This window comes from Phycisphaerales bacterium, from assembly GCA_035627955.1.
Classification (GTDB): Bacteria; Planctomycetota; Phycisphaerae; order Phycisphaerales; family UBA1924; genus JAEYTB01.
Genome location: DASPKU010000001.1, coordinates 345,000 through 365,889 on the forward strand (window position 1 = coordinate 345,000; position 20,890 = coordinate 365,889).

The 20,890-nt window shown below is 68.4% G+C and carries 15 protein-coding genes; 9 read left to right on the forward strand and 6 right to left on the reverse strand.

From position 1 onward, the window contains the following. The first annotated feature begins 87 nt into the window (after positions 1-87). The 4 genes from VD997_01400 to VD997_01415 all read left to right on the forward strand — a co-directional run bounded on the left by VD997_01400 (position 88) and on the right by VD997_01415 (position 3,593). The gene (locus VD997_01400; protein ID HYE60626.1) at positions 88-1,428 is read left to right on the forward strand and encodes a DUF1015 domain-containing protein; all 1,341 of its coding nucleotides are present in this window, start codon (positions 88-90) and stop codon (positions 1,426-1,428) included. Positions 1,429-1,476: 48 nt separating this feature from the next. After that, on the forward strand, positions 1,477-1,866 hold the full coding sequence (locus VD997_01405) for a hypothetical protein (protein ID HYE60627.1): 390 nt from the start codon (positions 1,477-1,479) through the stop codon (positions 1,864-1,866). A 21-nt stretch (positions 1,867-1,887) separates the two neighbouring features. Then, positions 1,888-2,106, forward strand: coding sequence for a hypothetical protein (locus VD997_01410; protein HYE60628.1), 219 nt, complete (start codon positions 1,888-1,890; stop codon positions 2,104-2,106). A 494-nt stretch (positions 2,107-2,600) separates the two neighbouring features. Next, the gene (locus tag VD997_01415; GenBank protein ID HYE60629.1) at positions 2,601-3,593 is read left to right on the forward strand and encodes a glycosyltransferase family 8 protein; all 993 of its coding nucleotides are present in this window, start codon (positions 2,601-2,603) and stop codon (positions 3,591-3,593) included. A gap of 169 nt (positions 3,594-3,762) precedes the next feature. Here the strand turns inward: VD997_01415 and mutS are convergent, their stop codons facing one another. Continuing rightward, positions 3,763-6,666, reverse strand: a complete 2,904-nt coding sequence (gene mutS / locus VD997_01420; GenBank protein ID HYE60630.1) for a DNA mismatch repair protein MutS — start codon at positions 6,664-6,666, stop codon at positions 3,763-3,765. A gap of 75 nt (positions 6,667-6,741) precedes the next feature. Then, on the reverse strand, positions 6,742-7,422 hold the full coding sequence (locus VD997_01425) for a non-canonical purine NTP pyrophosphatase (GenBank protein HYE60631.1): 681 nt from the start codon (positions 7,420-7,422) through the stop codon (positions 6,742-6,744). 28 nt (positions 7,423-7,450) lie between these two features. On the opposite strand from VD997_01425, the gene VD997_01430 reads away from it, so the two are divergent. Further along, positions 7,451-8,776: a PfkB family carbohydrate kinase gene (locus tag VD997_01430; protein HYE60632.1), complete on the forward strand. Its 1,326-nt coding sequence runs from the start codon at positions 7,451-7,453 to the stop codon at positions 8,774-8,776. Between the two features lie 19 nt (positions 8,777-8,795). Here the strand turns inward: VD997_01430 and VD997_01435 are convergent, their stop codons facing one another. Next, the gene (locus VD997_01435; protein ID HYE60633.1) at positions 8,796-11,030 is read right to left on the reverse strand and encodes a hypothetical protein; all 2,235 of its coding nucleotides are present in this window, start codon (positions 11,028-11,030) and stop codon (positions 8,796-8,798) included. A gap of 204 nt (positions 11,031-11,234) precedes the next feature. Between VD997_01435 and VD997_01440 the strand changes: the two genes are divergently transcribed. Together VD997_01440 and VD997_01445 are read left to right on the forward strand one after the other, a co-directional pair. Continuing rightward, entirely contained in the window at positions 11,235-14,267 is a 3,033-nt protein-coding gene (locus VD997_01440; protein HYE60634.1) for an FAD-linked oxidase C-terminal domain-containing protein, read from the forward strand. Beyond that, complete coding sequence (locus tag VD997_01445; protein ID HYE60635.1) at positions 14,264-14,746, forward strand: GNAT family N-acetyltransferase; 483 nt, start codon at positions 14,264-14,266, stop codon at positions 14,744-14,746. The genes VD997_01440 and VD997_01445 overlap by 4 nt, the downstream gene beginning before the upstream one ends. An 85-nt stretch (positions 14,747-14,831) precedes the next feature. Here the strand turns inward: VD997_01445 and VD997_01450 are convergent, their stop codons facing one another. Continuing rightward, positions 14,832-16,322: an isocitrate/isopropylmalate family dehydrogenase gene (locus VD997_01450; protein ID HYE60636.1), complete on the reverse strand. Its 1,491-nt coding sequence runs from the start codon at positions 16,320-16,322 to the stop codon at positions 14,832-14,834. Positions 16,323-16,465: 143 nt separating this feature from the next. Between VD997_01450 and VD997_01455 the strand changes: the two genes are divergently transcribed. Continuing rightward, positions 16,466-16,972, forward strand: a complete 507-nt coding sequence (locus tag VD997_01455) for a DinB family protein (GenBank protein HYE60637.1) — start codon at positions 16,466-16,468, stop codon at positions 16,970-16,972. 193 nt (positions 16,973-17,165) lie between these two features. Beyond that, positions 17,166-17,930 (forward strand): DUF1194 domain-containing protein, encoded by a 765-nt coding sequence (locus VD997_01460; GenBank protein ID HYE60638.1) that lies wholly within the window; start codon positions 17,166-17,168, stop codon positions 17,928-17,930. A gap of 61 nt (positions 17,931-17,991) precedes the next feature. On the opposite strand, the gene VD997_01465 is transcribed toward VD997_01460, so the two are convergent. Together VD997_01465 and VD997_01470 are read right to left on the reverse strand one after the other, a co-directional pair. Beyond that, complete coding sequence (locus VD997_01465) at positions 17,992-18,972, reverse strand: L-threonylcarbamoyladenylate synthase (GenBank protein HYE60639.1); 981 nt, start codon at positions 18,970-18,972, stop codon at positions 17,992-17,994. Positions 18,973-18,999: 27 nt separating this feature from the next. Beyond that, positions 19,000-20,817, reverse strand: coding sequence for a TolC family protein (locus tag VD997_01470; GenBank protein HYE60640.1), 1,818 nt, complete (start codon positions 20,815-20,817; stop codon positions 19,000-19,002). Positions 20,818-20,890: the final 73 nt, after the last annotated feature.

Genomic DNA, 20,890 nt, shown 5'->3' on the forward strand with positions numbered 1-20,890 from the left:
CGGGAAGTGGAGGAGAGGAGGAGAAGGGGGTGGAGGAGAGGGGGAGCGGGGTGACGGCTGGCGGATCGACCCTACGCTTTCGGCCCTATGCCGAACGTCTACCCCTTCCGTGCTGTGCAGTTTGCTCCGCGTCCTGACCTTTCGAGCTTCGTGGCCCCGCCGTACGACGTGCTGGACAAGAGCGCGAAGGAGCGGATGCTGGGGAAGAACGCGAAGAACATTGTGGCGATCGACCTGCCGCACACGCCGGCGAAGGAGCTGGGGCCGCCAGAGGCGTATGGGAAGGCCGCCGAGATGTACCAGGCGTGGCTCGCTGATGGCACGCTCAAACGCGGCGAGAAGCCTGCAATGTTCGCGTACCGGCAGACGACACGGACGCCGGACGGGAAGGTGAGCCAGCGGAGCGGGATGGCGTGCTGCGTGGAGGCGGTGCCGTTCGGGCCGCGGGAGGGCGGCGGGATCCTGCCGCACGAGGAGACGTTCAGCGGGCCCAAGGAGGACCGCTTCGCGCTGATGAAGGCGACCAGGGCGCAGCTGTCGCCGATCTTCGGGCTGCACGCGGACGAGCGCGGGGCCGCGACCAAGCTGCTGCAGAGCGTGATGGGCAAGGGCAAGCCCGATATCACCGCGGACATGGGCGACGGCGTGCTGCACGAGGTGTGGACCGTCACGGATGAACAGACCATCCGCGCGTACCAGCAGGCGCTGGCGGGCGAGGACGTGTTCATTGCTGACGGGCACCACCGGTACAACACGGCGCTGAACTACATCAAGCACATGGAGGGTCAGGGCGCGGTGCCGGCGGACCATCCGGCGCGCCGCTGCATGATGGTGCTGATCGGGATGAGCGATCCGGGGCTGGTGATTTGGCCCACGCACCGGGTGCTGGGCGGGATGAAGGACTACTCGTGGGATGCGCTGCTCAAGAGCGGCGCCGCCCATCTGAAGCTGGAGCCCGTCGCCGGCACCCTCGCGGACCTGGAGAAAGCGCTGCTGACGAAGGGCAGCGGCGGTGAGCCGCGGGTTGGGCTGTACGACTTCAAGAGCGGCAAGATGGCGGTCGCGAATCCCGCGACGCCCGATCCGCTGAAGGCGCGGTTCGGGAGCAAGCCCGAGGCGTGGCGGAAGCTCGATGTGGCGTTCACGCAGTATGTGATCGTGGAAGAAGTCTGCCAGAAGGCGCTGAATGGTGGAGCCGCGGTGAAGTGGGCGTTCCCCCACACGCTGCGGGAGGTTGAGGAGATTGGGCGCGGGGCGGAGACCGGGGCCGGTGGCGGCGCGGGGTTCGCGCAGCTGGCGGTCATCGTGCGGCCGACGCCGCTGGAGGCCGTGCGGGATGTGAGCCGTGCCAACGAGCTGATGCCGCAGAAGAGCACGTTCTTCTACCCGAAGATCGCGACGGGGTTGTTTGTGAATCCGTTGGAGTGAGGGGGAAGGGTCGCTCGCGGAGACGCGGAGACGCGGAGGGGAGTCGTCGTGGAGAGGCCGCCCCGTGCGCTGATCGAGCGGGAGGTGCTCCGGCTGTTGCACGCCGTGGGATGCGAGTTCCCCGCTGACCTCGGAATGGAATCGGAATGGGGGGCTGTCTGGGACAGCCTTGACGAGATTGACTTTGTCCTGCGTGTCGAACTGGAGTTCGACATCAGCCTGCCGGATTTTCCCAGCAGCGGGGTGCAGCGCGAGATCTGGGAGCGGCGGCCGTTCCGTCTGCGCGACTTCGTCGACCTGATCGAGGTGCAGTGGGGGACGGGGTGCCCCGGGGAGCCGCGGTGCGGTGAGTGTGGGTATGGCCTCGCCGGCGTTCCGCCGGGGCGTTGCCCGGAGTGCGGTGCGGCGTTCCGGCGGTTGTTCGTTCAAGGGGAGTGAGCGCGCCGCGGGCGGCGTTCCATGCGAGGACCTACGGCGCGGTGGATCGAGTTCGCGGAGCAGGCGTGTGCAGGCGCGGAGTTGGTCGGCCCCGGATTTGGCGGTGGCGATGTCGTCGTCGAAGCGGCGGCGGGCGAACTGGATGCGCGCGTGCTCGGCGTCGAGGCGCTGAAAGCGCTCGGCGAGGGCTTCGAGATTGGCCAGGGCGGAGGGCACGAGCGGAATGTACGGGAGATATAAGGGGTGTGCAAGAGGATTTGCGGGAAATGTTCGGTAGTTGGTGTAAGGCGTTGGGTGGAGGGTGGTTGCGGCGTCCGCGATCGGGCGCAGTGAGGGTCCCGGGTCGCGATTGGAGGGAGGGGCGCCCCTTCGGGGGCTCCGGTTGCATGCGTCCTCAACCCAGGGTTGCGCTCGCGGACTCGCTTCACCCTGGGCTACTTCAAGGCGCCCCTGGCGGGGCTCAGGGAAAGAAGCCCGGAGCAGCACGGGACACAGCAGCCCCTAAGTTGCACAACATTCAGCATCAGTCCGCATGAGTTGCACAGAAGTCGGGGACCGACAGGCGTCGCGGTCTACCTGTTGCGGGCGGCTGGGGCTGCGCGGGTGGTGAGTGGTTAAGGGCGTGGAAATCGGGGGGTGTGGGGGGCAATGGGGCGGATCGGTTGTATGGTCTGGCCTGAGAGATGGCCGGGGCCCGAGAGGGACCTGGCCTGAGTGGTTCGAGGGAGCGTCCCATGCATATCGCGGTGGCCGCGGACAGGCGGTTTGATCTTGGGCTGGTGGTGACGGTGCACACGCTGCTGCAGCGGACGCGTGGGCCATTCACGCTGTCGGTGCTGACGGGGGAGGACGGGCTGTTGCCGCGGGCGCAGGCGTTCGTGGAGCGGCGGTGCCGCGAGGCGGGCGTGACGCTGGTGATCCACAGCATCCCGCGGAGCTTCGGGGCCAGTTACCGGGCGCCGTGGGCGCACCACTCGACGGCGAACTTGTTCCGGCTCATGCTGCCGGAACTGCTGGCGGACCACGAGCGGGTGCTGTACCTGGACTGCGACCTGGTGGTCGCGGATGACGTGCGGGCGCTGTGGGATTGGGACCTCAAGGGGCACGCTGTGGGTGCGGTGCGGGACCTGTGGTTCCCGACGATGGAAGAGGCGGACGCGGGTGTGGCGGCGCGGCGGGAGCTGGGCTTCCGCGGGTCCACGGCGTACTTCAACAGCGGCGTGCTGGTGATGGACCTGGACGTGTGGCGGCGCGAGCAGGTGGCGCAGCGGACGTGCGAGCTGCTGTGGGCGCACATGGACGTGTTCGACATGGCGGACCAGGATGCGCTGAACCTGGTGCTGCAGGGGGAGTTCGCCGAGGTTGAGCCGCGGTGGAACGTGCAGATCGCGGCGATGCGGGCGCTGAAGACGCTGAAGCACCCGTTCCACCGGGAGCTGGAGCGGATGCCGGAGGTGCGGCGGTCTCCGGGGATTGTGCACTTCACGGGGCCGCACAAGCCGTGGAACGCGCCGGGGGGCCTTAGGAATCTGGAGCGGTCGCGGTACTCGCGGGCGCTGGTGTCGTGCGGGTATCTGTCCGCGGGGGAGAATGCGCGGCGGGCGCTGCGGACGTGCGCGGCGTATGCGCGGATTGTAGGGGGGAAGGTGGTGCCGTCGCTGCGGCCGGTGGAGTCGCACATGAGACGGCGGGAGGCGGTTGGGGTTGGGGTGGGGGCGAAGTCGTGATCATCAGGTCAGGCAGGTGATGATCGCTGTGATTGTGTGATCGCCGCGGGAGTTGAGCGATTCCATAGCGACGAAGACGTCGCCGTGGCACGCGGTGACAGTTGGTCGTTACACGACGATTTCGCCCAATCCGGGACTTCGCCCAGAGCGGCTCAGTCCCGGCGTCGTTTCAATCTGTGGTGAGCTCTTTGAGTTTGCGGAGTTGGTCGAACGCCTGGAGGGGGGTGAGGGCGTCGAGCTTCACTTCCTTGAGGGCGTCGATGGCGGGGTGCTGGAGGTACTGGGTGAAGAGGGGGAGCTGGCCGTCTTCGTCGATGGGGCGGGGCTTGGGCACTCGCTTGGTATCGGGTTTCGCCGTGGTGCTCGAGGGGGCGTTGATAGGTAGCGAGCTTGAGGTGCCGGCAGTGTGGACGGCGAGGGAGGCGAGGACTTCGCGGCCGCGGGAGACGACGGTGGCGGGGATGCCGGCGAGCCGGGCGACATGCAGGCCGTAGGACTGGTCGGTGCGGCCGGGGAGGATGCGGTGGAGGAAGACGATCTGCGCGTGGTCGTCGCCGCCGGGCCACTCGCGGACGGCGACGTGGAGGTTGGTGACGCGGCCGGGGAGGCGTTCTTCGAGGTCGGTGAGCTCGTGGTAGTGGGTGGCGAAGAGGGTGCGGGGGCCCGACGAAGTCGGAAGTCGGAAGTCGGAAGCCGGAAGTGAAGGCGATGTGGGATGTGGGATGTCGGATGTCGGATGTGAAGGCGAAGCCAAGTGCTCCACGATGGCCCAGGCGAGGGAGAGGCCGTCGAGGGTGCTGGTGCCGCGGCCTATTTCGTCGAGGACGACGAGGGAGTGGGGCGTGGCGTGGTTGAGGATGTTGGCGGTCTCGATCATCTCGACCATGAAGGTCGACTGGCCCGCGTGGAGGGCGTCGTCGGCGCCGATGCGGGTGAAGACGCGGTCAACGAGGCCAATGGTGGCGCGGTCGGCGGGGATGTAGCTGCCGGTGTGGGCGAGGAGGGTGAGGAGGGCGGTCTGGCGGATGTAGGTGCTTTTACCGGCCATGTTGGGGCCGGTGATGAGGGCGAGAGCGGGGAAGTGGGAAGTGGGAAGTCGGAAGTCGGAGCCGGAGGGGAAGGCGAACGCGCTGCGGTCGCCGAGTTCGATGTCGTTGGGGACGAAGTCGCCGCCGAGGGATTCGTCGAGAACCGGATGGCGACCGGCGTGAATCTGGAGGGCGGGCTGCTGGACGATGGTGGGGCGGGTCCAGCCTCGGCGCTGGGCCTTGTCGGCGAAGCCCAGGAGGACATCGAGCTCGGCGACGGTGTCGGAGAAGAGGGAGATGGCGGGGAGGGCGGTGGTGGCCTGCTCGCAGAGCCTGGTGAAGATGTCGCGCTCGCGGTCGAGGGCTCTTGCCTCGGCGCTGGTGACCTTGGTCTCGTACTCGCGGAGCTCGGGGGTGGTGTAGCGCTCGGCGTTCTTGAGGGTCTGCTTGCGGGTGAGCTCGGGCGGGGCATTGCGGGACTGGGCCTGTGGGAGCTCGATGTAGTAGCCGGAGACCTTGTTGAAGCCGACCTTGAGGCCGGGGAGCTTGTGGCGAGAGGCGAGGGTGCCCTGGTAATCGGCGAGCCAGGAGGTGGAGTCCTTCTGGAGGGCGCGGGCTTCGTCGAGGGCGGCGTCGTAGCCGTCGCGGATGAGGCCTCCCTCGCGGAGGTGGGCGGGTGGCTCTTCGATGCACGCGGCGAGGATGGCGCTGGCGATTGGCGTGATGGTGTTGCGCGACTGGCGGAGGCGCTGCTCGATGGTGGCGAGGGCGGGGACGCCTTCGAGGGCTTCGAGCAGGGCGTCGGCCTTGTCGAGGGAGCGGGCGAGGCCGACGAGGTCGCGGGGGGTGGCGCGGCCGAGGGAGACGCGCCCGGCGATGCGGGCGATGTCCTGGACATTGCTCAGGGTTTCGCCGAGCTGCGCGGCGAGGGTGCGGTCGTCGATGAGGGTGGCGACGGCGTGCTGGCGGGCCTCGATGGCGGCGAGGTCGCGGAGGGGGCGGCAGAGCCAGTCGCGGAGGAGGCGCTTGCCCATCGCGGTGCGGACGACGGAGCGCGGGCCGGTGACGGCGGCGAGGAAGACGCCGAGGAGCGAGCCCTCGAGGCTGCCGGAGGAGGCGGAGGTCTGGCCGCGGATGGTGCGTTCGATCTCGAGGGAGCGGAGGGAGACGGCGTCGATGGTGACGAAGTTGTGGGGGTCCTCGCGGCGTGGGGGGCGGAGGTGTTTTAAGCTCGCGCGGCTCGCGGCGAGGCCGGCGGTGGCGGCGGTCTTGGCGTCCTCTTCGCTGAGGGTCTGGGTTTCCTGGAGGTAGCGGATGATGGCGCCGGCGGCGGGGATGGCGGGGTCGTCCTCACGGAGGCCGAAGCCGGCGAGGGTGCTGACCTGGAAGTGGTTGGTGAGGGCCTCGAGGGCCTCGCTGACGCGGAACTGCCAGCTCGCGCGAGGGGTGCCGGAGAGGCCGAGGCGGTCGAGGACCTTCTTGACGCGCGGGGCGGGCTTGAGGTCGGCGGCGGCGTAGAGGAGCTCGCGGACGCCACGGCGGGCGAGCTCGTCGGCGATGGTGGCGTGGCTGCAATCGATCAGCGTGAACAGGCCGGTGGCGACCTCGACCACGGCGAGAGAAGCGGGGGAGTCGTCGCCGTCGCCGGTGAAGACGATGGCGGCGAGGGTGGTAGGGGCCTCGGACTCGAGGAGCGATTCGTCGACGAGCGTGCCGGGGGTGAGCACGCGGGTGACGGCGCGGGGGACCAGACCCTTGGGCGCCTGCGAGGCTTCCATGAGCTGCTCGCACACGGCCACCCTGAAACCCTGGGCAATGAGGCGCTTGAGGTAGGTGTCGAGCTGGTGGTAGGGCATGCCGCACATGGGCACGCCCTCGGTGCGCTGGGTGAGGGTGAGGCCGATGGCGCGGGAGACGGTGACAGCGTCGTCGTCGAAGAGCTCGTAGAAGTCGCCGATGCGGAACAGGAGCACGCAGTCGGGGTGCCGCTTCTTGAAGCGGTAGTACTGCTGCATCGCGGGTGTTTCGCGGGGGTCGGACGCCATGGGAGGAACAGGGTACCGCGCGATGTCGGATGTGGGATGTCGGATGGCGGATGTGACAGGAACCGACAGGCGGAATCAGCCGTGCGGTCCCCTGAGAAGCTGGGCGATTTCGTGGGCCATTGCCTTGGCGGCGTGGGCGCGGTGGGAGAGGGCGTTCTTCTGGTCCTTGGGGAGCTCGGCGGAGGTGAGGTGAAAGTCGGGGGCGACGAGGAAGAGGGGGTCGTAGCCGAAGCCGTTGTGGCCGCGGGGGACGTGGGGGGGCGTGCCGATGCGGCCCTCGAAGGTGCCGCGGGTGAGGGCTGCTGGGATAGGGGAGTTGGGGAGGGCCAGGGCCATGACGCAGACGAACCGCGCTGAGCGCTGCTCGGGGGGCACACCTTCCAGTTCGCGGAGGATGCGGGCGTTGTTGAGGCCGTCTCGCTGTTCGCGGGGTTTGCCGTCGTCGTGGCCCTCGTTGTAGTAGTGGCTGCTGATGACGCCGGGACGGCCTTGCAGAGCGTCGATCTCGAGGCCGGAGTCGTCGGCGAGTGCGGGTAGGCCGGTCTGCTGGGCGTAGCTGAGGGCCTTGATGGTGGCGTTGTCGGCGAAGGTACTGCCGGTTTCGTGGGGCTCGACCGTGTGGGCGGGGACATCCTTGAGGCCAAGAAAGCGGACGCCTTTGATGCCCGCGTCGGCGAAGATCGCGCGGAGCTCATCGACCTTGTGGGGATTGCCGGTCGCGAGGACGATCGTGGAGAGGTGGGCGTAGGCGGGCATGCTGACATTGTTGTCATACTCTCGCGGCATGAGAGAAAGGCAGCAGATTGCGGGTGCGGCGGCGGACGCGCTGGAGGGGCTGGCACGCGAGGGCAAGTTCAGGCCTGCGCTGATCGGGTTCGATGGGTTTATCGATGCGATCACCGAGGCGGTGGACACGCGGCACGATATGACCCCGCGCGGGTACACGCGGATGCGAACGATCACGCAGTTCGCTGCGCGGGCCGCGGCGGCCGCGGGGAAGAGCACGAACATTGAGCTGGTGGTGACGGAGGAGCGGTTCGGGGGGAATGGGCCGCTGATGGCGGGGGCCCTTGGCAGAGTGGGTGTGCCGGTGACGTATGTGGGGGGCGTGGGGGCTGGGGCAGGGGAGGGAGAACGGAGAGCGGAAAACGGGGGGAAGGCAAGCCCCGCTCTCGGCTCTCCGCTCTCCCTGCCTTTGCATCCCGTCTTCCGGCCCTTCGCGCGGCGCTGCCGTGCGGTGTACCCGATCTGCCCGCCAGCGCACACCGATGCGCTGGAGTTCGATGACGGCAAGATCATGTTCAACCGGCCGGCGAACGCGCAGGCGGTGACGTGGGAGCGGATCGTGGAGGTGCTGGGGCTCGACGTGCTGGTGCGGCTGGTGGGCGAGGCTTCGCTGCTGGGGATCGTGAACTGGTCGCTGCTGGGGGGTGTGGAGGGGATCTGGCGCGGGCTGATGCGGGACGTGCTGCCGAGGGTGCAGGACGCCAGGAGCAAGCGGGTGTACATTGACCTGTCGGACCCTGCGAAGCGCACGGATGAGGATGTGCGGCGGGCGATGGGGCTGCTGCGCGAGTTGAACGAGCACGTGCCGGTGACGCTGGGGCTGAACCTGGCGGAGGCGGAGCGGATGGCAAGGGTGTTCGGGCTTGGAATCAGAGAGGGTGGGAGCGGGGGGGCGGGCTTTCAGCCCGCAGCGGAGGTTCTTGGAGACCTCGGAATGCGTGTGAGGCGGACGGAAGAAGAGGAAGATTGCGGGCTGAAAGCCCGCCTCCCCGGCCTGAAGGTGTTGGTGCCGGAACTCGCGGCGGCGCTGCGGGGCTCCATGCGGCTGGACACCATCGTGGTCCACCCGCGCGAGGGCGCGGCCGCCGCGAGCGAGGACGGCGCCGCGTGGTTCGATGGCCCCTTCACCAGCACGCCGCGGCTGTCCACGGGGGCGGGCGATCACTTCAACGCGGGGTTCGCACTGGCGCAGGTGCACGGGTTGCCTCTGGCGCAGTGCCTGGCGGTGGGCTGTGCGGTGAGCGGGGCGTACGTGCGGGACGCGGAGTCGCCCTCGCTGGAGCGGCTGGTGGGGTTCATGCGATCACTGCCAGCGGCGGAGTGATCGGCTTGATCGTGAGGGATCACTCCACGTTGAGGCCCGCGACGTAGTTGTTCAGGTCCGCCTCAGCCTTGCGGAGGGCTTCGCGGGCTTTGTCGAGGTCGTTGGCGAGCTGCTCGACCCTGGTTTCCTGCTCGGTGAGCTTCTTGAGGTAGTTGGCGTACAAGGTGGAGGTGCGGTCGATCGCGGCCATGTTCTGCCGAATACGGTTCTGGTCGGTGTCGATCGCCTGCCGCTGGGACTCGAGGTCTGCGATGCGCTGCTGGGCCTGGCTGACCAGCGACTGGAGGCGCTGTGCCTCGCGGAAGGCCTGGATCACGGCGTCGCTCACGACGCCGTTGCCCTGCTGCTGGTAGGCGAGCAGCGTGGGCAGGTCGATCGAGAGCACGCCGATGGTGCGGCTGCTGATGAGCTCCTGGGCGATCTTGATCGTGCTCGCCTTGGTGGCCTCGACGGGCACCTCGAAGCGGTAGAGGGTGTCGGTCTGCTCGGCGGGCTGCTTGGGCTGAGCGAGCGTCCAGCCGCCGCCCAGGCGGGGCTGCTCCACGACGACGAGGCGGTCGCGGGCCTTGTCCTTGTTGGTGAAGGTGTACGACACGGCGTTCTGGTAGAGGCTGGTGATGTCGAAGGCGCCGCGCACGAGCTTGACGCGGCGGATGCGCTCGTGGCTCTCGTCCTTGCGGAGGACGTTGACGTCGAGGTCAACGGAGTACGCGAGCAGGCGCTTGTCACCCGCGGGGACGTGGCCGATCTGGGCGTCGCCCGCGTAGGCGCCGCCGTCGAAGACGCTGATAGGGCCGGGCATGAACTGGAGGTTTGATGTGTTGCGGATCTCCAGGCCGCGCATCGGGTGCTCGCCGCCGTCGGAGGGGTTGAAGATGCTCACGCGGCGGCCGTCGATGCCGGCGTTGAGCAGCGGGATCATGGCGGAGCGCTGCCGTTCGACGGTGACGGGGTGGTCGACCTGGTACATGAAGACCTCGCCGGCCTCGACGGCCCCGCCCTGGGCGCGGGCGGCGTAGCCGGTCATGTCTTCGGCGGACAACGGCTCGGCGACTTCGGCGACAGCGTTGTTATCACGGAAGGGTGACTGTCCGCCCGCGGCCTTCGAGGCGGGAGCCGGTGCCGGGGCCTCGCGGCGAGCACGGTCGCCCGGTCGACCGAGCGTGCGCTGCAGGTCCATCTCTGGCGCGTTGGTGTAATCGGTGCCCGCCGCGTACTGCCGCGGCAGCACGCCCGGCACCATGGGCACGGGGATCTCGGGGCGGAAGACGTAGAGCGGCTCGTACAGGTCCATGCGGAAGCTGACCGGGCGGCCCGCGACGAGCGAGAGCGTGACGTCCTTCCAGTCCTCGTCGGTGGTGTTCTCGACGATGGCCCAGGCCTGCATGGTGAAGCGGTCGTCGTTCTTCACCGGCTCAGCCTTGTCCTTGCTCTTCTGGGCGTCGGGCAGGACCAGGCGGTAGCTGGTCTTCCACATGGGGGCTTCCTGCACGTACGCGACGACGCACTCGCGGGCGCCCTCACCTGCGAAGTGGACATCCACGGTCTTGGTGCGGTCGGCGCGGTACTCGGCGACGGCGGCGAGGGCGCGGCCGAGCTCGGCGTTGAGGGCCTGGTCCTTCAACTCGACGGAGTTGGCCAGCGAGAGCTTGATGGAGCGGATGCCGGCGCTGGTGACGATGTTGAGGTACTCGACGGGGACGGGCGGGGCGTCCTTGGTGACCGGCTCCATCTTGGTCTCGACGCCCAGGATCACGCCCTCAACGGTGGCGTCGGCGAAGGTAACGCGGACCTCGGTGCCGCGGAGCGCGGCGAGCAGCTGGCCGAGCGTGGGGTTGTTGGAGATGTCGACGCCGAAGCTGGCGAGGCGGCGGCTGAGCGGTTCCTTGCTGCCGTAGCTGATGCCGTCCACCGTGCCCTGGCGGGAGAGGTCGAGCGCGACCATGGACTTGAGGATGTCGTTGATCTGCTCGGTCTTGAAGCGGAGCTGCACGGCGGCGTTGCCCTGCACGAGGCCGCGGCGCTCGAAGGAGCCGACGCCGGAGCGGTAGAGGGTGATGCGGCGGATGGGAAGCTCGTCCTGGCCTTGCGACACGAGGGGGCGGCCCTCGGTGCGCAGCTCGTTGCGGCCGCCGTCGGCACTGTCGCGCTGGGCGAGGGCGGTGGGGGCGGCGAGGGCCAGCCCGGCGACGGCGGCGAGCACGGCAGTGCGGGTGAGGCGGAGGGCACGGGTGGCGAGGGCGGTCGAGGGCATGAGGGCTCCTTGGAGGTGTCGGGGTGTGCAACTCAGTGGTGCTTGGCGGCGGGCTCATCGGCCCGCGTTCGCCGCGTCTGTTTAGATCGCGGCGAGTGTGTTTGGTTCGCGCCACCAATGTATCCGTGCGGCGTGATCTTCGTGCCGGTTACATGGGTGTGACAGTCCGGCGTGCTCCCGAACGGAGTGCTTATCATCGGCCCGATGCCGCAGTTGCCCGTTCTTTCGACAGGTTCTCGAGGCTACGAGCTGGAGGGGCTCGCGCGCGAGCTGGCCAACAGCATCGAGGGTGAGGTGCGGTTTGACCTGCACAACCGCATGCTGTACGCGACCGACGCGTCGCTGTACCAGGTCGAGCCGCTGGGGGTGGTGATCCCCGCGGATGTCGAGGACGCGGTACGGGCGGTGCAGTTCTGCGGGCGGAATGAGCTGCCGATCCTGCCGCGGGGCGGGGGGACGAGCCTGGCGGGGCAGTGCACGAACCGGGCCGTGGTCATCGATCTTTCAAACCGGTGCAACCGGCTGCTGTCGGTGGATGTGGCGGGGCAATCGTGTCTGGTGGAGCCGGGGATCACGGTGGATGACCTCAATGATCAGCTCGGGGCGACGGGGCTGTTCTTCGCGCCCGACCCCGCGACGAGCCGGCACGCGAACATTGGCGGGTGCATCGGGAATAACGCGGCGGGGGCGCGGTCGATCCGCTACGGGCGGACGAGCGAGAGCGTGCTGGGCGTCGAGGTGTGCCTGGCGTCGGGCGAGCGGGTAACGCTCGACCAGGGCGCGGCGCTGCGGGATCCGCGTGTTCGCGCGATCACCGAGCGGGTGGTTGAGATCGTTCAGCGGCACGAGCGGCTGATACGCGAGCGGTTCCCCAAGACCATCCGTCGCAACGCGGGGTATGGGCTCGACATGGTGCTCAAGCAGCTGGACCTCGCCGCGAAGGAGGGCGTGGACCCGCTCGCGAAGGTGAACCTCGCGCACCTGCTGTGCGGGAGCGAGGGCACTCTGGCGGTGACGCTCGGGGCGAAGCTGAAGCTGCATCCGAAGCCGCAGGCGCGCGGGCTGGCGGTGCTGGGGTTCGAGTCGCTGGACGCGGCCATCGACGCGGTGCTGCCGATCCTGGTGACGAACCCGACGGCGGTGGAACTGCTCGACGATACGGTGATTGACCTCGCGCGGGCGAACATGGAGTACCGCAGGTACGTGGACCTGATGCCGCAGCCGGCGGCGGGCAAGACGTTGAAGGCCGTGCTGTACGTGGAGTACTTCGAGCTGACGGCGGACCGCGTCGCGGCGAGCTTCGACGCGCTGCGGGCGGTCGCGGCGGGAATCCCGCTGCAGGCCCACACGGACGCCGCGGCAATGCTGAACGCGTGGAAGCTGCGGAAGGCGGGCGAGCCGCTGCTGCACGGCATCCCGGGGCACAGGAAGCCGATCACGTTCATCGAGGACAACGCGATCCCGGTCGAGCGGCTGGCGGAGTTCGTCAAGCGGCTGCGCGGCATTGTCGCGGAGCACGGCACGCGGGCGGCGTTCTATGCGCACGCGAGCGTGGGTGTGCTGCACGTGCGGCCGCTGCTGGATGTGCACGAGGCGGACGACCGCGAGCGGATGAAGGCGATCGCGGTGGCGACGGCGGACCTCGCGAAGGAGCTGGGCGGCGTGATGTCCGGCGAGCACGGCGACGGGCGGGTGCGCTCGCCGCTGCTCGAGCGGTTCTATGGGCCCGAGCTCATGGCGGCGTTCCGCGAGGTGAAGCGGGTGTTTGACCCCAGGAACCTGCTGAACCCGGGGAACATCGTGGACCTGGACGGCGCGAACCCGCGACCGATCGCGTCGATGGCGGAGTCGCTGCGCGTGGAGCCCAAGCCCGGGCGGCCGGTGCACGTGCCCCCCGAGGTGCAGACGTACTTCAGCTACGACGATCAGCACGGCTTCGACGGGGCCGTGGAGATGTGCAACGGCGCGGGGGTGTGCCGCAAAAAGCAGGGCGGCACGATGTGCCCGTCGTACATGGCGACGCTGGACGAGCGGCACGCGACGCGCGGGCGCGGGAATGCGCTGCGGCTGGCGATCACGGGGCAGCTGAACGCGGACGGGAACGGCGGCACGAACACGCCGCTGTGGGACGACCCGGGCACGCTGGAGACGCTGAGGCTGTGCCTGTCGTGCAAGGCGTGCAAGACGGAGTGCCCGAGCAACGTGGACATTGCGCGGCTGAAGGCAGAGTACCACGCGCAGCGGTACAAGCAGGAGGGCGTGCCGCTGCGGGCGCGGCTGTTCGGGGCGGTACGGGAGCTGAACCGGGCGGGAGCAGTGATGCCGTGGCTGGCGAACGCGGTGGCAGCGAGCGGGCTGGGGAAGCTGGGCGCGAAGTGGCTGATGAATGTTGATCCGCGTCGGACGCTGCCGCCGTTCGCGAAGCCGCTGGCGAAGCAGTGGGGCACGGACGAGCCGGGTTCGGACAGGCGGATCGGCGGCGGTACTGACGCGACTGCAAAGCCACGGGTGGTGCTGTTCGGTGATTGCTTCACGTCGTACAGCGAGCCCCGGATCGGGCTGGCGACGCGGCGGGTGCTCGGTGCGTTCGGGTACGAGGTCGAGCTCGCGGACGCGGGGTGCTGCGGGCGTGCGAAGATCTCGATGGGGCTGCTGGAGTCCGTGATCGAGGAGGCGGACGCGACGCTCGCGCGTTTGCAGCCGTTCATTGAGGACGAGGGCGTGCGGGCGATCCTGTTCATGGAGCCGTCGTGCCTGTCGGCTATCAAGGACGACTGGCTCACGCTCAAGCTACGGACGCCGCACTCAACGCGCCAGAAGCTCGCGGTCAAGTCGTACCTCGCCGAGGACTTCCTCGATCGGCAGTGGGAGGCACATCCGCGAAGGCCGCAGTTCCGCGCGCCCAAAGACGGCGTGATCCTGCACGGGCACTGCCACCAGAAGGCGCTGTGGGGTGCGGAGACATCGGCGCGGATGCTCAAGCGGGCCGCGGGCGACTGCGTGAAGACGCTGGACACGGGCTGCTGCGGGATGGCTGGGTCGTTCGGGTTCACGCGCGACAAGTACGAGGTATCCATGAAGATCGGCGAGCTGTCGCTGTTCCCGGCGGTGCGGGCGGCCCAGGGCGCGTGCGTTGCCGCGCCGGGGACGAGCTGCCGGCATCAGATCCACGACGGCACAGGCGTCACGGCCAAGCACCCGATGGAGTGGCTGAGCGAGTGGCTGGAGGGAGCATGAGTCTGAACGTGCGGGCCGCGACACCGGGCGATGTGCCCACGATCCTGCGTTTTATCAAGGAACTCGCCGACTACGAGCGTGCCCCCGATGAGGTGATCGCCACGCCCACGCTGCTGAATGAGGCGCTGTTCGCGGCAAGGCCCGCGTGCGAGGCGTTCATCGGGGAGATCGACGGGCGGCCGGAGGGCTTCGCGCTCTTCTTCCACAACTTCTCGACGTGGAAGGGGCGACGCGGGGTGTACCTCGAGGACCTGTACGTCACGCCCGCCGCGCGCGGGAAGGGGCTCGGCAAGGCGCTGCTGTCGCGCGTGGCGCAGGTGGCGGTGGAGCGCGGGTGCCCGCGGCTGGAGTGGGCGGTGCTTGATTGGAACACGCCGGCGCTGGAGTTTTACCACGCGGTGGGCGCGGTGCCTATGACTGAGTGGACCGTGCATCGGGTCACCGGGGACGCGCTCACGAGATTAGCGGCAGGCACCTGACACCGGCGGGTTCGACGCGAAGGAAGACTCCGGCCCGCTCGCTTCGTTCGGGGCTCGTTTCGAACGGCGCTGAAGACCTCGGCCACTACTGCCCCTGCGCGAGCGAGTAGCCGCGCACGCCATCAAACGTCCGCAGCAGCTCGTAGCTGCACACCGTGAAGCGCGTCGCGACCTTGTCCATGAGGGCCACGGCCGCGGCCTGGTTCTCAAGGCCGCCGGGCTGCTTGAGCTCGAAGCGGACGCGGTAGTAGTCCACGCACTCGGTGTAGACGCTGCCGGTGGGCCAGATCTGCGTGCCGCGGTTGCTGATGATCGAAAGCTTGAAGGGCGTGCCCTCGGCGACCTCGGACATCGCACCCGCGAGGGCGGTGGGGGAGAGCTCGGTGTCGAGGTAGAGGTCGCAGCCGACGACCTGCGTCTTGACGCCGCGGAAGGTGTGGATGATCTGCTGCTGGCTGGGTCGCTGGGCCTTGGGCGCGGTGATGGTGTTCGCGGCTGGGACGGGCACGGCCGGAACGGTCTTGGGCGCGCTGCCAAGGCGATCGATGATGCCGCGGGTGAACTCGGCGGTGCCGACCGGGCCCTTGTAGCCGGGCATGGAGGGGTCGCCGAAGTCGCCGGTGTGAACGCCGCTCTCGAGGGCTGATAGCAGGGCGTTCTCGATGACCGCGGGCTGCCTGAGCAGGCCGATGTGTCGGAGCATCATGAGGCCGCTGAGGATGAGCGACGTGGGGTTCGCGAGGCCCTTGCCCGCGATGTCGGGCGCGGTGCCGTGCACGGCCTCGAAGATCGAGATGTGGCGTCCGATGTTGGCGCTGGGCGCGAAGCCCAGGCCGCCGACGAGGCCGGCCGCGAGGTCGCTGACGATGTCGCCCTGCAGGTTGGGCAGCACGACCATCTGGTACTGGAGCGGCTTGAGCACCATGTTCATGCACAGCGCATCGACGATCACGTCGGCGAGCTCGATGCCCTGGTATTCGGCGCCGATGGTCTTGAAGCGCTCGAGGAACAAGCCGTCGGTCATCTTCATGATGTTGGCCTTGTGGCCGCAGTGCACGCGCGTGACGCCGAGCTTCCTGGCCATCTCGAACGCGTAGCGGTGGACCTGATCGGAGCCGGGGGCGGAGATCAGGCGCTTGCACTGCACGACGTCGCTGGAGAGGCGGTGCTCGATGCCGCCGTAGGTGTCCTCGATGTTCTCGCGGACGATGGAAAAGTTGAGCTGGATGCCGGCCTTGCTGTAGACAGTGGGGACGCCGGGGAGTGAGCGGAAGTGTCGGAAGTTGGCGTAGGTGTTGAAGAGCTTGCGGAGAGTCACGTTGATGGACTTGCCGCCGCCGCCCTTGGGCGTCTCCATCGGGCCTTTGAAGAGGATGCCCGCGTCCTCGACGGCGCGGATGGCGGCGTCGGTCATGCCGCGGGAGTCGCCCTTGTCGAACACCGTCTTGCCCATCTCAACGGGCACGAAGTCGACGTGGTCCATCACACCGGCGGCGCGGAAGAGTTCCAGGGCCGCGGACATGATCTCCGGGCCGATGCCGTCGCCGGGCGCCTGCGCGATAACCACACGTGACATGCTCGAGTGCTCCTGGTGTGACCTGGCCGATGAGGGCCGAAGTGGGGCCGAAGGATAGACGCGCGAGCCCGAACATCGGCCTGAATGCGTTTGCACTGAACGTGCGGGTTCACCTACCTTGGCGGCCCAAGGAGGTCAGCGTCATGCCAGAGTTGTCACAAGTGTCGCAGCGCCAGCGTTCTCTCGAGTCGCTCAGGTTTGCCCACTCGATGACGGAGAGCCTGCTCAAGGACTTCCCCGAGGCGAAGGCGTGCCACCAGCCCAGCCCGACCGATAACCACCTGCTGTGGAGCCTGGGGCACCTTGCGGCCACGTACGCCTGGATGCTGTCCCTGATCGGGAAGCCCTCGAGCCTGCCGGAGTCGTACTCGAAGTTGTTCGGCTGGGGAAGCAAGCCGACGCCGGATGCCACCGCCTACCCGCCGCTGGCCAGCGTGCGGGAGGCGATGGAGTCGGAGCTCGCGGCCTTCCTGCGGGCGATCGCTGAGATGCCGGAAGCGCAGCTGTCGCAGCCACTTGCGAAGGACGTTGGCAAGTTCGCGAAGGACGCGATCGAGCTTGTTGATCGCGCCGCATGGCACGAGGGGTGGCATTCGGGGCAGATCAGCTCCCTGCGCCGGTCGCTCGGGCTTCCGTACCTGATGGGCTGATTTGGGGGTGGGCTAACTCTGGCCGAACTGTGAACTTAGGGTGTTTTTGTCATGCGAATGCGATTTCGCGCTTCCAAATGGCACCTCACTGTGCTCTAATAGGGGTGTCCACGGGCTCCGTATCGGGGAGGATCCCCCGCGCGAGCGCCGTGGATCCGCGCCACCAGCGCGGGGTGTTGGTGAAGGGAAGAGAATGAACCGCCTTGCTCTGATTGCATCCACGGCTGTGCTCGCCGCGTCCGCCGCGCACGCCGCGTCAGTGAACGTCGAGCTCACGCTGCTCGTTGACGTGTCGATCAGCATCGACTCGACGGAGTACGCGCGTCAGCGCGTCGGGTACCGGAACGCGTTCCAGAACCTGAACTTCGAGGCCATCGTCGGCGCGGGCAACTCGGTCGCCGTGAACTACATCGAGTGGTCGGGCACCGGGCAGCAGAGCATCCGCAGCATCAATGCGGCGCACCCGGACGGCTGGTGGCTGCTGACGAGCCAGGCGGACTGCAATGCGTTCGCCGCGCACCTCAACACGCTGACGCACAACCCCGGCACGACGACGGCGCCCCAGAGCGCCCTGCAGTACGCGGTGACCAGCGGCGGGATGTTCACGAACTCCTACACCAGCGCTCGCCAGATCATCGACGTGTCCGGCGACGGCCCAGCGAACTCGGGCCTCACGGGCACGCTGGGGCGTGACGCCGCGATTGCGGCCGGCGTTGATCAGATCAACGGCCTGGTGATCGGCAACGAGGACAACGTCCTCAACTACTACCTGAACAACGTGCAGGCCGGCGAAGGCTCGTTCACCATGCAGGCGAACAGCTTCGACGTGTTCCACAAAGCGATCCTCGACAAGCTGCGGATGGAACTGGGTCAGTCGATCCCGCTGCCTGGCGCGGCGGCGATGGGCTTCCTGGGCATCGGCGCGATCGCTTGCCGGCGGACGCGCGACCGCCGCTGAGTGGTTGCTGCTGGCGGGTTGGAATCGAACCTAAGACGCCGCTCCTTCTGGGCGGCGTTTTTTATTGTGTGGGGGGCGTCGAGGCGCGGGTAAGGCGATCAACGATCGCGCTCCAGAGGCTGGCGTCTTCGGGTGACGCTCCGTGCGGGGCGGGGCTGATGACAATGATGCGGTCGGCGCCGGAGGTGTCGGCCTGGCGGAGGGCGCTGTAGAGCTCGCGGGCGTAAGCGTGCGGGTCCGTCGGCATGCGGAAGAGTGTGTGCGGCGGCTGCACGTGAAGGTCCGTGGTTGAGAGGACGGCGGCGCGGGTGCTGTTGTGGAGTGCGCGGGAGAGATCACTCGCGGGGATGAGGCGTGTGGGGGTGAGCGGGGCGTAGTGGCTGGCGAGCTGGCCGGGGCTTTCGGGCGTCGCAGTCAAAGGCGAGCCGGTGAGGACCGGGCGGTTGAGGACGCGGGCGATGGCCTCGGGCGTGATGAGGCCCGCCCGCAGCACGCGTATTTCATCCCCGAGTTTCACCACGGTGGACTCGATGCCGCCGGTGCAGGGGCCGCCGTCGAGGACGTAGACCTGCGCGGGCGTGAAGGACTCACGCACGTGGGCCGCGGTGGTGGGGGAGATGCGTCCCGACGGGTTCGCGCTCGGGCCGACCAGCGGGCCATCGAGGGCGCGGAGCAGGGCGAGCGTGAGGGGGTGATCGGGGCAGCGCACGGCGACGTTGGGCCCATCGGCAGTGACGACCGACGGCACTCCGCTGGCCTTTGGCAGGATGATCGAGAGCGGCCCCGGCCAGAAGCAGTCGGCGAGCAACTGAGCATCCCGTGGCCATTCTGCGACCACACGCCTTGCCATCGCGGGGCCGCTGACGTGCACGATGAGCGGGTTGTTCGACGGGCGTCCCTTGGTCTTGAACACGCGGCGCACGGCCGCCTCGTCGAGGGCATCGGCGCCCAGGCCGTAGACCGTCTCGGTGGGGAAGGCCACCAGCCCTCCCGCACGGAGGCGCTCCACGGCGTGCGCGATGTCGCGTTCACGATCGTCCACGGGCAAGCGTAGGTGCGGCGTGCGCGATCACTTCACACGGCCACGGTCGTGCTCGACCTTGAGCGCGGGCTCGCCCGCCCAGCCGCGGGTGCCGCGGGCGCCCTCGAGGGCGTCGTCGACAGTGGGGACGACGAACTGGATGTTGTTGCGCTCCAGCGTGGTGCCCATCGCCTGGAAGAGGGCGGAAATCGCGGTGTTGTAACGCACCAGGGCATCAACGGCGCCTCGCTCGGCGGCGGCCAGCCGCTCCTGCTGCTGGAACTCGAGGTTGAGCCGCTCGACCGTGTAGCCTGGGCCGATCTCCTTCTCAACCTGAAGGACGCGGAGAGCCTCGGCGGTCGCGAGCACGTTGGTGCGAGATGACTCGATGCGCTTGTAGAACAGCTGCACCTGGAGCAGGGCGCCGAGCACCTCTTCCACGGTGGTCCGCACGGTGTTCTGGTACGCGAGCACGCTCTGCATCCGCTCCAGCACGCGCCGGCGGTACTCGCCCTCCGCCCTGCGGTTGCCGATGGGTGCCTCGAAGGTGAGGCCAATGACGTAGCTGGCGAAGTTGGTCGCGAAAACGTCGTTGTAGGTCTCGTGGATCTGGTCGTTGAGGCCGCTGTACTTGGACTGGAGTCGCAGGCTCAGGTCGGGCAGGCGGGCGTTGCGTGCGACCGTCTGGCGGATCGAAGCGTCGTCGATGCCGATGATCGCGGACTGGATTTCGGGACGGTAGCGCAGGGCCGAACGGATGGACTCCGACAGGCTGTACTGCACCGGCTGGTCGATGGGGAAGTCCGCCGGGATCAGCAGCACCGTGGAGCCCACCGAGAACTCAGGGTCATTGACGAGGGACTTGATCTGGTTGCTGATCAGGGCGAGCTGCGTCTGGGCCGCGAGCAGGTCGTCCTGACGCGTGGTGACGCGGGACATCGCGTCAGCGATCTGCGCGGCGTTGGCGTCGAGGGGTGCGCGCTGGATGAGCTGGTCGCGGACGCGGATGCCGCGCTCCAGCAGCCGCTGCAGGACAAGCACGTCCTGGTGCGCCTGCACCAGCTGCCAGTAGCGTTCTTCCGTGTCGCTCACCACGCGCATGAGGTCGCGCCGCAGCGTCTCCACCGCGTTGCGCTCGGCGTTCCGCAGGACACGGATTTCCGCCTGTGTCACCTCGGTGCCGAAGTTTCGCAGCAGCGGCTGGTCCCACTGGAACGTCACCGCCGAGGGGAACACCGCCTGATTCGTGGTGGTTGCTCCCGTCGGCTTGCTCTCGAAGTAGCTCAGCTCATTCTGGATGGTGAGCCGGCCGCCGCTGACCAGCGTGCGTCGGAGGCCGAAGCTGGATTGATAGGTCTGGCTCTGCGAGGCCGCGCTGCCGATGTTGGGCTCGTTGGTGTTCTGGAAGCTGAGGTTGGAGAAGAAGGTCCAGTCGAAGCTGCCCTCGGCGGCGAGCACCTGCGCGGAGCTGACGGCGGGCCCCAGGCGGGCGAACTGCACGGCGATGTTGCGCTCCACCGCCGACTTCACCAGCCGCTCGAGGCTCACGTGCACGGTCTGCGCCGGGGCGCCGGTCAGGTCCTCGGGCAGCGGCAGCGGCACGCCTGTGTACGACTCGATGCCTGCCATCTTCCGAAGCTCTTCGATCTGCTCGGGCGTCATGCCCAGGGCTGACTGCCCATCAGCACGGGTGGTGGTGACCGGCTGCGGGTGCTGGTCGGCCTGGCGCAGCTCGCGGCGCGCGGCGTCGATCATCGAGCGGCGGAGGTCGGACTGGAGCTTGTCCTGGAACGGGGAATGGCGCGGGGAGGCGCAGCCGGCGAGCATGCAGGCCACCCCCGCCGCGGCGATGAGGGCGGGGGCCAAGGCCGGTGCAAGCGACAACTTTTGGACAAACCCTTCGGATCGGGGGCGTGGCATGGACCCTCAACGTAGCGGT